Origin of the sequence: Bradyrhizobium sp. B097 (assembly GCF_038957035.1) — a bacterium.
In the GTDB taxonomy this organism is placed as follows: Bacteria; Pseudomonadota; Alphaproteobacteria; order Rhizobiales; family Xanthobacteraceae; genus Bradyrhizobium.
In genome coordinates this window covers 4576676-4594014 of sequence record NZ_CP152412.1, presented here as the reverse complement: position 1 = coordinate 4594014, position 17339 = coordinate 4576676, and the positions used below count along the sequence as shown (strand labels likewise).

At 64.8% G+C, this 17339-nt stretch carries 14 protein-coding genes and 1 pseudogene; 6 read left to right on the top strand and 9 right to left on the bottom strand.

Going from position 1 to position 17339, the window contains the following annotated elements:
* Positions 1-249 precede the first annotated feature (249 nt).
* From AAFG07_RS21645 to AAFG07_RS21635, 3 genes are read right to left on the bottom strand one after another with little or no spacing between them, the layout of a single operon-like run.
* Positions 250-1899: an acyl-CoA synthetase gene (locus AAFG07_RS21645; RefSeq protein WP_342729003.1), complete on the bottom strand. Its 1650-nt coding sequence runs from the start codon at positions 1897-1899 to the stop codon at positions 250-252.
* Between the two features lie 25 nt (positions 1900-1924).
* Positions 1925-3811, bottom strand: coding sequence for a TRAP transporter large permease subunit (locus AAFG07_RS21640; RefSeq protein ID WP_342729002.1), 1887 nt, complete (start codon positions 3809-3811; stop codon positions 1925-1927).
* 35 nt (positions 3812-3846) lie between these two features.
* A complete protein-coding gene (locus AAFG07_RS21635; RefSeq protein ID WP_097671909.1) occupies positions 3847-4866 on the bottom strand; it encodes a TRAP transporter substrate-binding protein in 1020 nt (339 codons plus the stop codon).
* Between the two features lie 550 nt (positions 4867-5416).
* Between AAFG07_RS21635 and AAFG07_RS21630 the strand changes: the two are divergent.
* Positions 5417-5494 (top strand): annotated as a pseudogene (locus AAFG07_RS21630) (DUF892 family protein); the annotation flags it as partial.
* A gap of 138 nt (positions 5495-5632) precedes the next feature.
* On the opposite strand, the gene AAFG07_RS21625 reads toward AAFG07_RS21630, so the two are convergent.
* Positions 5633-6334 carry a L,D-transpeptidase gene (locus tag AAFG07_RS21625; RefSeq protein ID WP_342729207.1) on the bottom strand — a complete coding sequence of 234 codons (702 nt, stop codon included), beginning with the start codon at positions 6332-6334 and terminating at the stop codon, positions 5633-5635.
* 235 nt (positions 6335-6569) lie between these two features.
* Here AAFG07_RS21625 and AAFG07_RS21620 point away from each other — a divergent pair, with 235 nt between their 5' ends.
* The gene (locus AAFG07_RS21620) at positions 6570-7817 is read left to right on the top strand and encodes a DUF763 domain-containing protein (RefSeq protein ID WP_342729001.1); all 1248 of its coding nucleotides are present in this window, start codon (positions 6570-6572) and stop codon (positions 7815-7817) included.
* Between the two features lie 9 nt (positions 7818-7826).
* Here AAFG07_RS21620 and AAFG07_RS21615 read toward each other — a convergent pair whose 3' ends face one another.
* The gene (locus tag AAFG07_RS21615; RefSeq protein ID WP_342729000.1) at positions 7827-8633 is read right to left on the bottom strand and encodes an enoyl-CoA hydratase/isomerase family protein; all 807 of its coding nucleotides are present in this window, start codon (positions 8631-8633) and stop codon (positions 7827-7829) included.
* 74 nt (positions 8634-8707) lie between these two features.
* Here AAFG07_RS21615 and nthA point away from each other — a divergent pair, with 74 nt between their 5' ends.
* Genes nthA through AAFG07_RS21600 form a run of 3 tightly spaced genes read left to right on the top strand, consistent with a single transcriptional unit; the run spans position 8708 to position 10370 of the window.
* Complete coding sequence (gene nthA, locus AAFG07_RS21610) at positions 8708-9337, top strand: nitrile hydratase subunit alpha (RefSeq protein ID WP_342728999.1); 630 nt, start codon at positions 8708-8710, stop codon at positions 9335-9337.
* Positions 9334-9993 (top strand): nitrile hydratase subunit beta, encoded by a 660-nt coding sequence (gene nthB / locus AAFG07_RS21605; protein ID WP_342728998.1) that lies wholly within the window; start codon positions 9334-9336, stop codon positions 9991-9993. Before nthA ends, nthB begins: the two co-directional genes overlap by 4 nt.
* Positions 9993-10370 (top strand): nitrile hydratase accessory protein, encoded by a 378-nt coding sequence (locus AAFG07_RS21600; RefSeq protein WP_212314486.1) that lies wholly within the window; start codon positions 9993-9995, stop codon positions 10368-10370. Before nthB ends, AAFG07_RS21600 begins: the two co-directional genes overlap by 1 nt.
* Before the next feature lie 619 nt (positions 10371-10989).
* Here the strand turns inward: AAFG07_RS21600 and queC are convergent.
* Positions 10990-11703, bottom strand: coding sequence for a 7-cyano-7-deazaguanine synthase QueC (queC, locus tag AAFG07_RS21595; RefSeq protein WP_342728997.1), 714 nt, complete (start codon positions 11701-11703; stop codon positions 10990-10992).
* A 128-nt stretch (positions 11704-11831) separates the two neighbouring features.
* On the opposite strand from queC, the gene mazG reads away from it, so the two are divergent.
* Positions 11832-12686 carry a nucleoside triphosphate pyrophosphohydrolase gene (gene mazG / locus AAFG07_RS21590; RefSeq protein WP_342728996.1) on the top strand — a complete coding sequence of 285 codons (855 nt, stop codon included), beginning with the start codon at positions 11832-11834 and terminating at the stop codon, positions 12684-12686.
* A 503-nt stretch (positions 12687-13189) separates the two neighbouring features.
* On the opposite strand, the gene mgtE is transcribed toward mazG, so the two are convergent.
* From mgtE to hflX, 3 genes are all read right to left on the bottom strand, one after another.
* A complete protein-coding gene (mgtE, locus tag AAFG07_RS21585) occupies positions 13190-14560 on the bottom strand; it encodes a magnesium transporter (protein WP_342728995.1) in 1371 nt (456 codons plus the stop codon).
* A 157-nt stretch (positions 14561-14717) separates the two neighbouring features.
* The gene (locus tag AAFG07_RS21580) at positions 14718-15893 is read right to left on the bottom strand and encodes an FAD-dependent oxidoreductase (RefSeq protein ID WP_342728994.1); all 1176 of its coding nucleotides are present in this window, start codon (positions 15891-15893) and stop codon (positions 14718-14720) included.
* A 44-nt stretch (positions 15894-15937) separates the two neighbouring features.
* On the bottom strand, positions 15938-17266 hold the full coding sequence (gene hflX / locus AAFG07_RS21575; protein WP_342728993.1) for a GTPase HflX: 1329 nt from the start codon (positions 17264-17266) through the stop codon (positions 15938-15940).
* Positions 17267-17339: the final 73 nt, after the last annotated feature.

Genomic DNA, 17339 nt, shown 5'->3' with positions numbered 1-17339 from the left:
ATGGAACGGGCGGGAGACCGAGCCGGCTCACGGCGTCAAGCGCCAAGGACCCAACGGCTTCCCGCCCACCCCATCATGACAGACTTCCAAGACACAGGGACCCATAGCCACGAATGCCAGTTGTGTTGCAACGCTGGGCCACATCGCACTCCAACGACGCAACCCTGTGGTTATGGGTCCCGGCTTTCGCCGGGACGACAGCGTCTATGAGGCAAGAGTGCGCTGCACGACACTGAAGGCGGCTTTTGTTCAGGCCGAGATCGCCTTGGCCGACCCGACCTGGTTGCGCAGCAGGAATTTCTGGATCTTGCCGGTGGATGTCTTCGGGATCACGCCGAACACCACCGATTTCGGCGTCTTGAAGCCCGGCATGTGCTCGCGGCAATAGGCGATGATCTCGGCCTCGGTCGCCTTGGCGCCGTCCTTCAGCTCCAGGAAAGCGCAGGGCACTTCGCCCCATTTCGGATCGGGCTTTGCGACAACAGCGGCAAACAGCACCGCCGGGTGCTTGTAGAGGATATCCTCGACCTCGACCGAGGAGACGTTCTCGCCGCCGGAGATGATGATGTCCTTGGAGCGGTCCTTGATGATGACGTAGCCGTGCTCGTCGAGCACGCCGAGATCGCCGGTGTGAAACCAGCCGCCGGCGAAGACTTCCTGCGTCGCCTTCTCGTTCTTCAGGTAGCCCTTCATCACGATGTTGCCGCGGAACATGACCTCGCCGATGGTCTCGCCGTCGCGCGGCACCTCGCGCATGGTCTCGGGATCGAGCACGGTGACGTCTTCCTGCAGCGGATAGGCCACGCCCTGGCGTCGCTTCAGCTGCGCGCGCGCATCGGCCGACAGCTCGTCCCAGCCCGGCTGCTCGGCGCAGACCGAGGCGGGGCCGTAGACTTCGGTCAGCCCGTAGACATGGGTCAGCTTGATGCCGATGCGCTCGGCGCCTTCGAGGACGGCAACCGGCGGCGCCGCGCCGGCGATCAGGCCGACGACGGGCTTCGCCTTGCCGGCCTTCGGCGCATCGGGCGCGTTGATCAGCGTGTTGTAGACGATCGGCGCGCCGCACATGTGGGTGACGCCGTGCTGCGGGATCAGCTCGAAGATTTTTGCCGGATCGACCTTGCGCAGGCAGACATTGACGCCGGCGGTCGCCGCGATCGTCCAGGGGAAGCACCAGCCGTTGCAGTGAAACATCGGCAGCGTCCAGAGATAGACCGGATGCTGGCCGAGATTGCCGGCGAGGATGTTGCTGACGGCGTTGAGATAGGCGCCGCGGTGATGGGTCACCACGCCCTTCGGATTGCCTGTCGTGCCCGACGTGTAGCTCAGCGCGATCGCATCCCATTCGTCGGCCGGCGGCCGCTCGGCGAATCCGGGATCGCCGGAGGCGACAGCCGCCTCATACTCGATCTCGCCGATCCGCTTGCCGCCACTGAAGGCGGCATCGTCGACGTCGATCACGAACGGCTTTGCGCCCGTCATCAGGGTCAAGGCTTCCGCGATCACGCCGGAGAATTCCGGGTCGACCAGGATGATCCTGGCGCCGCCATGATCGAGCTGGAACGCGATCGATTCCGCATCGAGGCGGATGTTCAGCGCATTCAGCACCGCGCCGGTCATCGGCACCGCAAAGTGCAATTCGTTCATCGCCGGGATGTTCGGCAGCATCGCCGCGACCGTGTCGCCATGGCCGATGCCGCGGTCTGCAAGATAGGACGCGAAGCGCTTGCAGCGCTCAAAGGTCTGTTTCCAGGTGAAGCTGCGGCCCTCATAGACCGCACTGACATGGTCGGGATAGACGGCGGCCGAGCGTGCCAGGAAGCTCAGCGGCGTTAGCGGCACGTAGTTGGCGGGCGTCTTGTCCAGCCCGATCGAGTACTGGTTTTGAGCTGCACTCATGGCTCTATCCCATCCGCAAGGTGCTTTAAAGGAAACCGATCGATATCCAGGGGAAGATGGCGACGATGATCAGGCCGATCAACAGCGCCAGCATGTAACCCCAGATCGGCCGGATACCCTCGGCCGGATCGACGCGCCCGATGGCGCAGGCGGCATAATAGCCGACGCCGAACGGCGGCGCGAACAGTCCGATGCCCATCGCCAGGATGATGATCATGGCATAGTGCACCTCATGGACGCCGACCTGCCGTGCGATCGGAAACAGCAGCGGCCCGAACAGCACGATCGCCGGAATGCCTTCCAGCACGCTGCCGAGGATCACGAAGGCCAGGATCGAGACCGCGATGAAGGTCGCCGAACCGCCGGGCAGCCCGGTCATCGACGCGGCCAGCGCCCGCGAGAAGCCGGACTGGGTCAGGCCCCAGGCCATGCCGGTCGCAGTGCCGATGATGAAAAGGATCGCGCCCGACAGGCACGCCGTGTCGATCAGCATCGGCACCAGCCGCCGCCAGTTGAACTTGCGGTAGATCAGGAGGCCGATGACGAAGGCGTAGACGATGCCGATGGTCGAGACTTCGGTGGCTGTCGCGATGCCTTCGACCACGGCGTAGCGGATCACGAAGGGCAGGGCCAATGCGGGCAGGGCGAACACCAGCGCCTTGCCGATCTCGCTGCCGGTGGCGCGCTGCACGTGGCTCAAATTCTCGCCGCGGTAGCGCCACCACACCAATCCCGACAGCGTGATTGCCAGCACGACGCCCGGCAACAGGCCGCCGGTGAACAACGCCGAGATCGAGACGCCGGTGACCGAGCCGATCGTGATCAGCACGAGGCTCGGCGGAATGGTTTCGGTCTGCGCGCCGGTGGCGGCGAGCAGGGCGACCAGATCGCCCGGCTTGGCGCCGCGCTCCTTCATTTCCGGAAACAGCACGGGTGCGACGGCGGCCATGTCGGCGGCCTTCGATCCGGAGATGCCGGAGACCAGGTACATGGCGCCGACCAGCACGTAATGCAGGCCGCCGCGGACATGCCCGAGCAGGCTCGCCAGGAACGCCACCATCGCGCGCGCCATGCCGGTCATCTCGATCAGGAGGCCGAGAAAGACGAACAGCGGCACCGACAGCAGGATGAGGTGGCTCATGCCCTCGTCCATGCGGCCGACCAGCACCATCAGCGGCGTCCGCGTCGTCAGCGCCAGATAGCCGAAGATCGCCATGCCGAAGGCAAAGCCGATCGGCACGCCGGCGAACACGCAGAAGCCGACCACGCCGACGAAGAAGATGATCAGATTGAGGTTGCCGAGCGGCCGCAGCATCGGCTGCGCCAGCCAGAACACCCCGATCAGCGCGACGACCGTCAGCGCGGCCAGCAGGAAGGTTTTGAAGTCGCCGACCCGCGCCAGCCGCAGCAGCGCAAACAGCGCCATCAGGCAGGTGCCGACCGGCAGCGCCGCCGCGCGCCAGGTGTTGGAAATCTGCAGCGCCGGCGTCGTGATGAAGCTTTCCTCGTAGGCGTATTCATAGGCCGGCCGCACGATCAGGATCAGGAACGCCAGCGCGGCGCAGGTCGCGACCACGTCGAGATAGACCCATAGCCTCGGCCCGGCGCTCGCGACCAGCGCAGTCATGCGCATGTGCTCGCCGCGGCGGAACGCGACCGCCGACCCCAGCATCGCAAGCCACAGGAACAGGATCGACGCCAGTTCGTCGGACCAGATCAGCGGCGCATGCAGCACGTAGCGCGACACCACACCGGCGAACAGGATGACGACCTCGGCGACGACAAGGATCGCCGCCGGGATTTCGACCAGCCATCCGAGCGCAGCCTCGATGGAACCGAGAACAGAGCGGCGGCGAGGGGGCTGTGACGCCGCCTCGCCGGCCACGGCCGGCGTCATCTCGACATGAGCCATGGCAAATCCTCCTGGCAAGCCTCCCGCGTGATCGATCAGGACAGTTTGCCGACGGACTTCTCGAGCAGATCCCAGGCCTTCTCGCCGTACTTGCCCTTCCACTCGGCGTAGAAGCCGGCGGCGCGCAGCTTGTCGCGGAACGGCCCGACCTCGGGCTGGTTGAACACGAGGCCCTTGCCCGTGAGCTCCTGCTTCACGGTGGCGTTGAGCTTCTCGGTGTCCTCGCGCTCCTTGACGGCGGCCGCGTTGACGTTCTTGGCGACGATGGTCTTGATATCGTCCGGCAGCGCCGCCCAGGCTCTGCGGTTCATCAGGAACCAGAAGCCGTCCCACATGTGGTTGGTCAGCGAGCAGTACTTCTGCACCTCATACAGCTTGGCGGCCGAGATCAGCGCCAGCGGGTTTTCCTGGCCTTCGACGATCTTGGTCTGCAGCGCCGAATAGACCTCGCTGAAATTGATCGAGGCGGGCGATGCATCGAACGCCTTGAACATCGAGGTCCACAGCGGCGACACCGGCACGCGGATCTTGAAGCCCTTGAGATCGTCCGGACCGGTGATCGGCTTGGTCGACGACGTGGTCTGGCGGAAGCCGTTGTCCCAGATCTTGTCCATAACCTCGAGGCCGGCCTTGTTGATCTCGCCGCGCACATAGGCGCCGAGCTCGCCATCCATGGCCTTCCAGACCGTGGGATAGTCCGGGAATGCGAAACCGATGCCGTTGATCGAGGCTGCCGGCACCAGGGTCGCCAGAATCAGGCCGGACAGCGTGAAGAACTCGACGCCGCCGGAGCGCACCTGGCTCAGCATGTCCGTATCGGAGCCGAGCTGGCTATTTGGGAACACCTGCAGGTCGAACCGGCCGTTGGTCTCGGTCTTGATCGCCGCGGCCATCTCCCGGGCACGCGCCACGAACGGATGCGACTCCGGCAAATTGTTGGCGAATTTGTACGAGAACTCGGCCGACTGGGCGCGCGCAACATACGGCGCGCCAATTCCGCCCAGGACGGCGGAAGCGGCGGAGACCTTCAGCAGCGTGCGTCGTGAAAAGCTCATTGGGTTTGCTCCCTCGAGAGGCTTGTTGTTGTTCTGAGATGCCATCCTATACGGACCTGATGCCGCGGGGTCACCAGCGATCTCTGCACAGCTGGCGCTTATTGCAGCGTCCGTACGCCGCGGCAATATCGGCTTTCTGACGAGACGCGTGCGCGTGGATCGCTATCGCGTCTGGACCAGCAGGAGCAACGATCGGGACAAGCCCGGACAGCCGCCAAGCTGCGGGCTGGTGCGAAGATTTCCCACTAAATATCTGATCTAATTGTAGATATAAATATTCCATAATATACCTTATGCGAATTTCGGATATGGAAGCCGATCCAGTTTGGCGGCCCAGCGTGGCTTCCCCTATACGGTTCGCATTTCATCCCATAAGGCCGTTTCATCCCATATGGCCGTCGCAACGCATCCCATAAGACCGTCGCGTTCGGGCGCAGCGATCATCGGCGCTGCGATCCCTAAGGTCGCTCCTGGTATGTCCGGCTGACCACGGAGTTGGTCGAATATCCTTGCGACGTCTGCGACACGCCGGTGTCGGTCATAGCCGCAGGTGAAGACGCTGCCGAAGATGGCGAAGGCGGCGCAATCGAAAGACCTGCGGAAGGCTTTCACCAAGCATCTGCGCGAACAGCCGGATCGCGCTGACCGGATACGCGCGCCTTCGATCCGAAAGCGCGTCGTATTTTCTTGTCCGCATCGTGCGTGAATGCGACCCGCCGCGACGGCCGCCTGCTCCGATGCGAGCGCATCTTCGGCCTGCCGTTGCCTAGGCCGGGAGCACGATCACCTTCGTTTTGAGCGGCGTTCGCGAATAGAGGTCGATCATGTCCTGACTGAGGAGGCCGGTACAGCCGCTCGTAATGCCGTTCCCGATCGTTTCGGGGTCGCTGGTGCTATAGATCGTGTACAGCGTGTACGCCCCGTTTTGATAGAGGTAGAGCACGCGGGCACCGAGTGGATTGTCGAGACCTCCCGGCATGCCGCGGGCATATTTGCCCGCCTCCGGCTGGCGCGCGATCATCTCCTTGGGTGGCGTCCAGATAGGCCATTCGGCTTTGCGCCCGACATAAGCCTCCCCGCTCCACCGGAATCCATCGCGGCCGACATTGGCGCCATAGCGGGTCGCGTTTCCTTCACCTTCAATGCGGTAAACATAGTACTTGCTCGGATCGATGATGATCGTACCGGGCGCCTCGTCGCTGTCGTAGTGCACTGTCTTGCGAAAATATTGCGGTTTGACCTTGCTAACATCGACCGCGGGGATCGGGAATTTCTCGTCAGGTACGGGCCCGTAGACTTTCTCCGCCTCGGCCAGGCTCATGTAGTCGGATGCACAACCGGCCAGGCCCAGTGCGGCAAGACCGGCAGCGGAGCCGAACAGAAACGCCCGGCGGTTGAGACGCGGCGACCGAGGCCCAGACAGAGCGCCCTTGCCCATCGCACCGGCAATTCCACGGTCCATGATCATGATTTCGGATTTTCCGAGCTTTTCCAGACGGCGCGACAATCTTATGTCGGGGAACCACCCCGTTACGACACCCTTATGGAGGATTTCGCGCTTTTTTATGAAGGGAAACTTTCAAGAAAAAGCTAAGGAATTCCGTTCTGTGTGTCGGTCTTATGCGGGGATTCAACAACCCGCGAAGGCTTTGCCTGATAGTCTGCCCCCGACTCAACGACACCAGTTCGAGGCTTGGAGACCGATGGCCCGACGTACCGGCAGCGCCGATCTCCCGCTCCATGGTGGACGCGTGCCGCCGTGGCTGGCCGAGCGCATGGCGACGCTGGGCGCGATCATCACCCAGGCCGTGGTCCATCATTACGGCCGCGACGCGTTCCTGCAGCGGCTCTCGCATCCGTTTTGGTTCCAGTCGTTCGGCGCCGTGATGGGCATGGACTGGCATTCGTCTGGTATCACCACGAGCGTGATCGGCGCGCTCAAGCGCGGGCTCGCGCCACTGCAGGACGAGCTCGGCATCTACGTTTGCGGCGGCCGCGGCAAGCATTCGCGGCGCACGCCGGACGAGCTGACGGCGCTGGGCGACCGGACCGGCTTCGACGGCGTCGCCCTCACCCGCGCCAGCCGCCTGGTCGCCAAGGTCGACAGCGCCGCGGTCCAGGACGGTTTCGAGCTCTATCTGCATGGCTTCTTCGTCACCGCGGACGGGCAATGGACCGTGGTCCAGCAAGGCATGAACGATCACAAGCGCCAGGCGCGACGTTACCACTGGCATTCCGAGGGGCTGCGCAGCTTCGTCGATGAGCCGCACAGCGCGATCGATGGTCCAGCGCAGGGCGAGATCGTCAATCTCACCGATCACCGCGCCGACGCCTCGCGCCAGGCGCAGCTCGACTTGCTTGCCGCGCTCGGTCCCGATGGCATCGCGCATGAATATGCCGAGCTGACCGAGAAGGTGGCGGCGCAGGGCGATCTCTTGCACCTGATCATGCCCGCGCATCACGATGTGCGCTCGAGCGATGTCTTCATCCGCCGCCTGCACGGCACCCTCGCCGCCGCGGCCGAGCGCGGGCCGCTGGATTTCCCCGAGCTGCTGCTCACGCCCGGCGTCGGCGCCCGCACCGTGGAGTCCCTCGCCATGGTCGCCGAGGTCGTCCACGGGACGCCGTACCGTTTCCGCGATCCGGCGCGTTTCTCGCTCGCGCATGGCGGCAAGGACCGTCATCCGTTTCCGGTGCCGATCAAGGTCTATGACGAGACCATCGGCGTGCTGAAGTCGGCGGTGCGGCAGGCCAAGCTCGGCCGCGACGAGGAACTGCAGGCGCTGAAGCGGCTGGACGACCAGGCCCGCAGGCTTGAGCTGACCGCAACCGGCCCGTCCTTCGATGCTTACGTCGCCAACGAGCGCGCCCGTTCGCCTGACCTCGACGGCCGCTCGGTATTCGGCTGGGAGGCCGACCTCGCCGGCCGCGACCGCATCACCAAACCTTAGGCGCAGCTGTCAGCGCCCCCTGAAGCGCGGCTTGCGCCGTCCGAGGAAGGCCGCGACGCCCTCCTTGTGGTCGTCGGTCAGGCTCGCCAGCGCGAACTGGTCGAGATCCATGTGGCTGGCGAGATCGTCGAGCGCATGCGCCAGCCGGTTGACCGTCAGCTTGGTCATCGCCACCGAAATCGGCGGCTGGGCGGCGACCTTGGCCGCGAGCGCCATCGCAGCGTCATACGATTTGCCCGGATCAGTCACCTGCTCCACCAGGCCCCATTCGTAAGCCTCGTCAGCCGAGATCCGGTCGTCGGCCAGGATCACGGCCTGCTTGGTGCGCGCCGGCCCCATCAGATGCAGCATGCGCGGCACGCTCTGCCAGCTCATGTTCATGCCGAGCGCGATCTCCGGCACGCGCAGATGCGCATCGCGCGCCATGACCCGGAAATCCAGCGCGACCGCGAGCGCTACGCCGCCACCGACGCAAAAGCCCTCGATCGCGGCGATCGTGACCTGCTCCATCTCCTGCCAGGCGCGCGTCAGCCGCGGCCCGAGCTTCAGGTGACGGCGCAGCGTGCCCAGATCCATGGTCTGGCGCGAGCGTCCCTCGGCATCCTTGAGGTCGAAGCCGGCGCTGAACGATTTGGCGCCGCCGGTCAGCACCACCACCGAGGTCTCGCCATCGTCCTCGAAGCTGCGCGCCGCATCGGTCAACTGCCGCAGTGCCTCCGGCGACAGCGCGTTGATACCGTCGCCGCGGTCGAAACGGACCACCGCGATGCGCCCCTCCGGTCCGAGGCCCTTTTCGATCGTCACATCGTCAACCACGCATACCTCCCTGCTCGCATTGTTGTGTACGGCTTGCCTCGACATAGCACGGCGATTTCGCCTATTCTCTGGGCATGAGCGAACATGATCATCACCACCACGATCACGACCATTCCGAACTGTCGGAGACCGAGTTGCGCGTGCGCGCGCTGGAATCGATCCTGACCGAAAAGGGCTATGTCGAGGCCGCCGCGCTCGACGTCATCGTGCAGGCCTATGAGACCAAGATCGGCCCGCACAACGGCGCCAGGGTCGTCGCCAAGGCCTGGGCCGATCCCGCCTTCAAGAAGGCGCTGCTGGAGGACGCCAGCAAGGCGGTCGGCACCCTCGGCCATGTCAGCCGGGTCGGCGACCATCTGGTCGCGATCGAGAACACGCCCGGCCGCCACAACATGGTCGTCTGCACTTTGTGCTCCTGCTACCCCTGGGAGATGCTCGGCCTGCCGCCGGTCTGGTACAAGGCCTCGCCGTATCGCTCGCGCGCGGTCAAGGACCCGCGCGGCGTGCTCGCCGATTTCGGCGTCAGCCTGCCGAAGGAGACCGAAATCCGGGTCTGGGACTCTACGGCTGAAACACGCTTCCTGGTGCTGCCCATGCGGCCCGCAGGCACCGAGGGCTGGAGCGAAGAACAGCTCGCCGACCTCGTGACGCGCGATTCCATGATCGGCACCGGATTCGCGAAAACGCCGGGAGCCCCGTCGTGAACGGGGTCCACGACATGGGCGGCATGGACGGGTTCGGCAAGGTCGAGCCCGAGCCGAACGAGCCGATGTTCCACCAGGAATGGGAATCGCGGGTGCTCGCCATGGTCCGTGCCATGGGCGCGGCCGGCGCCTTCAACATCGATGCATCGCGGTTCTATCGCGAGACCCTGCCCCCGCAGGTCTATCTGTCGAGCTCCTATTACAGGAAATGGCTGCTCGGGCTGGAGGCCCTGCTGCTCGACAAGGGCTATATCTCCAAGGACGACATCGCGGCCGGACATTCCGTCGCGCCGGCGAAATCGCTCAAGCACGGCAAGTTTTCGATCCCCGATGTCGAGCGCATCATGGTGCGCGGCAAGTTCGGCCGCGCCGCACCAGCTCCGGCGAAATTCAAGGCCGGCGATCGGGTGCGGGCGAAGAACATCCATCCCGCCACACACACGCGGCTGCCGCGCTACGTGCGCGGTCATGTCGGGGTGATCGAGCGCGATCATGGCTGTCACGTGTTTCCCGACACGGCGGCGAATGATGCCGGCGAGCATCCGCAGTGGCTGTACACCGTCGTGTTCGATGGACACGAACTGTGGGGACCGGACTCCGATCCGACCATCAAGGTCTCGATCGACGCGTTCGAGCCGTATCTGGAGGCGGTCTGATGGATGCCGGCGCCGCCGCACGCGCGACCAGCGCCGTGTCCAGCATTCCGCGCGATCAGGACGGCCCGGTGTTCCGCGCGCCGTGGGAGGCGCAGGCCTTCGCCATGGCGTTGACGCTGCATGACCGCGGCGTGTTCACCTGGCCCGAATGGGCCGCTGCGCTGGCCGATCAGATCAAGCGCGCGCAGGCGGCCGGCGATCCCGACACCGGCGAGACCTATTACCAGCATTGGCTTGCGACGCTCGAACATCTCGTTGCCGCCAAGGGCGTCACGACACCGGAGACGCTGCACCGCTACCGCGACGCCTGGGACCACGCCGCCGACCGCACCCCGCACGGCCAGCCGATCGTGCTGACGGCTAAGGATTTCGAGTAGCGGTTCTCTCCCCGTCGTCCCTGCGAAAAGCAGGGACCCATACTCCGCGGCGGATATTGTTGAGGGGACTCGTCATTCCAGCGGCGCGCAATAATAACCATTTGTGGTTATGGGTCCCTGCTTTCGCAGGGACGACGATGAGGATGGATTCGCGCGCCACACCACGCGCTGTCATCACCCGCGCATGCGTATGCAGGTGATGAGTATTCCAGAGACGTTGGTGCTTGAGCCGTGAGGCCGCGACGTACTGGATCGCCCGCCTGCGCGGGCGATGACAGTGCGGGTGCCACACATATGATCGTCGTCCTGGCGAAAGCCAGGCCCCATAGCCACCGAATTTGCCTGTGAACGGGATCGCGGCCCCAGCGTCGCACAACAACTGAGGCTTGGGGTAATGGGGCCTGGCTTTCGCCAGGACGACGATGAGGATGGGTTCGCGATTCAAGGCGCCAGACCACGCGCACCCGCGCCTGCACGACTTCGGAATAATAGAAGAATACCGCTGAGTTGCCCGACGTGTCAAGTTGCCGTGTCGAACGCTGGCAGCCGCCGGTACTTTGCATGGGGTTGTTTTCGATATTTTGTCAGTGCGCCCCTGCGGACGGCTATCAGCCCACGGTTACGGTTGCGCGACATACTCCCGCCAGCCCTTGGCCCGCAGGCTGCAGGCCGGGCATTCGCCGCAGCCATAGCCCCAATCGTGCTGCGCACCGCGTTCGCCCAGGTAACAGGTGTGGGAATGCTCGCGGATCAGATCGACCAGCCCTGCCCCGCCGAGTTCGTGCGCGAGCCGCCAGGTCGCGGCCTTGTCGAGCCACATCAGCGGCGTGTGCAGCTCGAAGTCCCTGGCCATGCCGAGGCTGAGCGCCGACTGCAAAGCCCTGATGGTCTCGTCGCGGCAGTCTGGGTAGCCGGAATAGTCGGTCTCGCACATGCCGCCGATGATGTGGCGGATGCCGCGCCGATAGGCCAACGCCCCAGCGAAGGTGAGGAATACCAAATTGCGGCCGGGCACGAAGGTGTTCGGCAACCCGTCCGCGCCCATTTCGATCGCGACGTCGCGGGTCAGCGCGGTGTCTGAAATCTCCGACAACGTCGGGATCGCCAGCGTGTGGCTGTCGCCGAGCTTTGCTGCCCAGTCCGGCCGCAGAGCCCTGATGCCGTCCAGCAGGCGGTCGCGGCAGTCGAGCTCGATCGCGTGGCGCTGGCCATAGGTGAAGCCGAGCATTTCGACGCGGGCGAAGCGGTCCAACGCCCAGGCAAGGCAGGTGGTGGAATCCTGGCCGCCGGAAAACAGCACCAGCGCGGTGTCGGAATTGTTCTGATCGGTCATGGAACGCGATTTAGCACCTGATGATGCCGCGGCCAATCCGTGGACAGCGCCGTGTTTCCGGCGTGTTTTGCTGGGATCGGGAGGGGTGTTTTGGCATAAAGCCAGGACCTCCCTGATGCCGGTGTCCCATGACCCCTTCCCGCGACATTTCCCGCCTGATCGAGATCATGGCTGCGCTGCGCACGCCGGTGACCGGCTGCCCATGGGACCTCGTGCAGAATTTCGAGACCATCGCGCCCTACACGATCGAGGAGGCCTATGAAGTCGCGGATGCGATCGCGCGCGGCGACTTCGAGGATTTGCGCGAGGAGCTCGGCGACCTTCTGCTGCAGGTGGTCTATCACGCAAGGATGGCCGAGGAGCAGAACGCGTTTGCGTTCGGCGACGTGGTCGAGGCGATCACGAAGAAGATGATCCGCCGTCATCCGCACGTCTTTGCCGACAAGGACGGCAACATCCAGCCCGCCGGCGTCAAGAGCGCCTGGGAGCGCATCAAGGCCGAGGAGAAGGCCGAGCGCGCCGCGAAGCGGCCGCCGGAAGACACCGCGCACAAATCCTTGCTTGCCAGCGTGAAGGCTGGCCTCCCTGCCCTGACGCGGGCGATGGAGTTGCAGCGCAAGGCATCCACCGTCGGCTTCGACTGGAACGATCCGCGCGCCGTGCTCGCCAAGATCCGCGAGGAGGCCGACGAGATCGAGGCCGCGCTTGACCGCAACGACAGAGCGGAGATCGCGGAGGAAACCGGCGATCTGATGTTCGCACTGGTCAACCTCGCCCGCCACGTCGACGCCGATCCGGAAACCGCGCTGCGCGCGACCAACGCGAAGTTCGAGCGGCGGTTTGCCTATATCGAGAAGGCCCTGGCCGCGAAGGGCCGTTCGCTCGACGGCGCGACGCTGGAAGAGATGGACGCGCTGTGGAACGAAGCGAAAACCGCAACCACCGCTGTCGTCCCTGCGAAAGCAGGGACCCATACCGCGTGATCTATCGACCGGCAGGCAGTGCCAGTTCCGCGCAAGTCATCGGCGGGCGAAGTTGTAGTGCGGAACTGCGACCAAGCGCAATAACGATGGCCGGTGGTTATGGGTCCCTGCTTTCGCAGGGACGACGGCGAATATGCGGACACCCGCTTACTCTAAGGCTGAGTTCTGCTCGTTTGTAGTTGCTCCGCGAAAAGCTGGAAGCTCGTCGCTCCATCCGTGGCTTGTATGGCCCAAGGAGTCAGAGTGGAGATGTCAACGATTTCGCGCCCGATTTCATCTTGCCGTCTTGCCACGACCTCGCAAGCAATAAGAACAGGCTGCGGGAGTTGGCTATCGGGCCGCAGATCGGCATCCGTAAGGATTGGCAGCTTATCGATTATCGCCCATTCTTTGCCGAACCGGTCGGAGAAGCGGCATTCGACAATCCCTGGGAAATCGTCACTGACCCATCTAACAATCTGAGCCCGAATATGCGCGGTCACGACCTCTGCCCTTCCCTCACCTCACAGCAGCGTGCCGTGCAGGATGACCGCAGCAACGCCGAAATAGATCACGAGGCCGGTGACGTCGACCAGCGTCGCGACGAAGGGCGCGGACGCGCTCGCCGGATCGAAGCCGATGCGCTTGAGGATGAACGGCAGCATCGATCCGGACAGCGAGCCGAAGGTGACGATGCCGACCAGCGCGGCGCCGACGGTGATGGCCACCAGCATCCAATGCGGGCCGTAGTCGAACAGGCCAAGGGTCTGCCAGAGCGTGATCCTGACGATGCCGATCAAGCCCAGGATGGCGCCGAGCACGATGCCGGTCGGCAGTTCGCGCATGGCGACACGCCACCAGTCGCGCAGCCGCACCTCGTGCAACGCCAGCGAGCGGATCAGGAGCGAGGTGGCCTGGGAGCCGGAATTGCCGCCGGAGCTCATGATCAGCGGGATGAACAGCGTCAGGACGATCGCCTTCTCGAGTTCGCTCTGGTACGACTGCATCGCGGTTGCGGTCAGCATTTCCGAGAGGAACAGCGCGCACAGCCAGCCGCCGCGCTTCTTGATCATTTCGAGGAAGCCGATCCGCAGATAAGGCTCGTCGATCGCTTCCATGCCGCCGAACTTCTGGGCGTCCTCGGTCGATTCCTCGACGATGGCGTCGATGACGTCGTCGACCGTGACGATGCCGAGGATATGGCCGGGGCCGTCGACGACGGCGACAGCGAGCAGATCGTAGCGCGAGATCAGCCGCGCCGCCTCCATGCGGTCGGCCTCTGGCGAGATCATCAGCGGCTTCCGCGCGGGAGCCGCAGTGAGCACATTGGCATGCGGGTCGGCCGAGATCAGGCGGCGCAGCGGCACGGCCTGGATCAGCGTCTTTTTGACGGGGTCGATAACGAAGATCGAGTAGACGGTCTCGCGGGTGCGCTCGACCATTCGGATGTGATGCAGGACCTCGGCGATGGTCCAGTTCGAGGGCACGCTGACGAACTCGGTCGTCATGATGCTGCCGGCGCTGCGCTCGGGATAGGCCAGCAGCCCGGAGATGACGTTGCGAGTATCCGGATTGAGGCCGTTCAGCAGCGTGGTGCGCAGCGGCTCGACCAGTTCCTTGAAAATGTCGGCGGCACGGTCGTCGGAGACGCCGGACAGCAGCGACACCGCGGCGTCCTTCGGCAGCTCGGCCAGGATCTCACAGGTGTTGTCGAGCCCGGGCAGGTCGAGCACCTCGATCGCCTTCTCGGCCGGCAGCGATTGCAGCAGCTTCGCCGCATCCGCCGGCTCCCGGGCATTGAGGGCATCGACGATCTCGGGCGCCCGCACATGGGCAAGATCCCCGTTCGGGCCGGCGAGTGTGTCGTGGATGATGGTTTCGCTGGTGTCCTGCATTGATCGGCCTCGGCTTTGCGTCCAGCAGCGCAATGAACCAAGGCGCCGCAGATTTCAAACGGAAAGTGCGGCGGCACGTCGCAGCGCGGTCGAGTGAGGCCGCGTCACGGCGCCGTCACATTTCGGGAGATTGCGCGGTGCCGTGCCGGAGCGCCGATCAGGCCCGGCTGAACAACTTGGCTGCGTCTTCCACTGCCTGGCGCGCGGCGGCGAGATCCGGCGTTTCGTTGTCGTCGTTGAAGCCGAAATAGTCGTTTTCGCCGACCGGCTGGACGACGATGCCGTCGCGCCGGCCGAGCACGCTGAGGTTGCGATAGAAGACGCCGTAATTGACATCCGGCTGGGGAATGAGCCAGGCGATCTGGCCGCGCACCGGAACGATGCTCTCGTCGCGAAACAACGCACGGGCGCCGTAGCCGGTGCAATTGACAATGACGGTCTCGCGGATTTTCGAGAGATCGGACGGCGTGTGCAACTCGATCGGCACGAAGAGCCCGCCGGCGCGCTGAAACTCCGCTTCGAGCTGACGGTAGAGATCCGTGACGTTGTAGGTCAGCGAGGCGCTCTTCCAGGCGTATGGCGCCGGAAACGGATTCGATCCGGCGGCCAGCAAATCCCATCGCGGCGTGAGCGACCTGATCCGGCCGCGCAATTCGAGGAATTTCTTCTGGCCGTCGCCCGCGGCATGCTGGCGCCGGTGCGGACGGCCGTCGGCGTCGGGCGCGTCGTCGGACAGCAAATAGCGATCAGTCCATTCGATCGGATTGCCAGCAAGGCCGAGATAGCTCTGATGGGTGGCAAAGGTCGTGCGCGCCATCCGCTCCCAGCGGTCGGCAAAGTCCGGCGCGACGTCTGCTTCCATCGCGATCCGCGAATCCGGCGACCAGTCTCCGGTCGCTCGCGCCGAGCGCACCTGCGGGAAACGCTCCTTGGCGTAGATCGTGACGGTCGCGCCCATTCTCTGGGCGGTGATCGCAGTCGTCAGACCGATCGCGCCGGCGCCGAGGACGGCAATGTTGCGCGCGCTCAGTTGCAGGGCGAGCGGCACGGCCTCCTGCGCGGCGCCCCAGGACAGCGACCAGCCGCTGCCGCCGTGCCCATAATTGTGGACGACATATTTGCTGTCGATCCATTCCGCTTCGATGCGCGGACCGGCAGCGCGGAACGGACGCAGGCATACCGTGACTCGAAACATGCGGTCCGGACGCGCAAGAACCGGCCGAAGCGCGGGCGGGTCGACGAAAGCAGCGTTGTCGGCAACCCCACGCGTTGAGATTCCTGCGACCGCAGCGCTTGCCAGGCCGCCGCCGAGAATTGTTCGACGGTTGAACATCGATCCCACTTCGATCCCCCTTGCCGCCGCGGATGTCCGGGACGCTACGTCCCGTGCGGCAGAGCATCGAATCGTGACATGACGATGTCGCGCTTGGTCTCGTCGACCCGCACCGTCATGTCGAAGCGCTCGCCATTGAGCTCCTTGTTCAGGACCTCGGCATTGCGATGCAGCCAGCTGATGCCGGCGCCGTCGGAGGCATCGATCGAAAGATTGAGCGTGATGCGCTTGGCCGCGAGGCGATCCTCGATCGCGGTCAAGAGCTCATTGATCCCCTCGCCTGTGACGGCCGAGACCAGGAAGCACGGCCGCTCCGGCGGCCGGCGCGCGGCGATGTTGCGCAGATTGTCCCGCTCCTCCGGATCGAAGCGGTCGATCTTGTTCCAGACCTCGATGATGCGCTGGCCGCCGTCGGCATCGGGATCGATCCCGAGCTGGTGCAGCACCGCCTCGACGTCGCGCTCCTGCGCCTCCGCATCCTCGTGGGAGATGTCGCGGACATGCAGGATGATGTCGGCCTCCAGCACTTCCTCCAGCGTGGCACGGAACGCGGCCACCAGCTGGGTCGGCAGATTGGAGATGAAGCCGACCGTGTCCGACAGCATCGCCTTGCCGCCGTGCGGCAGGTTGAGCGCGCGCAAAGTCGGGTCGAGCGTCGCAAACAGCATGTCGGCGGCCTGCACGTCGGCGCGCGTCAGGCGGTTGAACAGGGTCGATTTGCCGGCATTGGTGTAGCCGACCAGCGCCACGACACGGTACGGCACGCGCTGGCGTCCGGCGCGATGCAACCGCCGCGTCGCCTGCACCTTCTTCAACTCGTTCTCAAGCCGCGTGATGCGGTCGCCAATCAGGCGGCGGTCGGCCTCGATCTGGGTCTCGCCCGGACCGCCCATGAAGCCGAAGCCGCCGCGCTGGCGCTCGAGATGGGTCCATGACCGCACCAGGCGGCTGCGCTGGTAATTGAGATGGGCAAGCTCAACCTGCAGCGCGCCTTCCTTGGTCTTGGCGCGGCGGCCGAAGATTTCCAGGATCAGGCCGGTGCGGTCGAGCACCTTGGTGCTCCAGGCCTTCTCGAGATTGCGCTGCTGGATCGGCGACAACGCACAATCCATCACCACGAGCTCAACCTTGTCGCCGGCGACGAGGCCGTTGATCTCCTCGACCTTACCCTTGCCGAGATAGGTCGCGGGCCGGATCTGGCTGATCGGCGCGACGACGGATTCCACCACGGTGAGGTCGATCGCACCGGCAAGGCCGGCCGCTTCCTCGATCCGCGCTTCGTAGTCGCGGATAGAGGAATCCGTTTGCGCATCGCCGTCGCCACGGCGCGTGCGCAGGTAGGGGCCGATGACGATCACCCGCCCGGTGCTCAAGTCCCCCGCCGACCCGGGCCTAGACTTGGTCCGGTCGACGCCCCCTTCAGGATTGAAGGGTTCCAATCAGTTC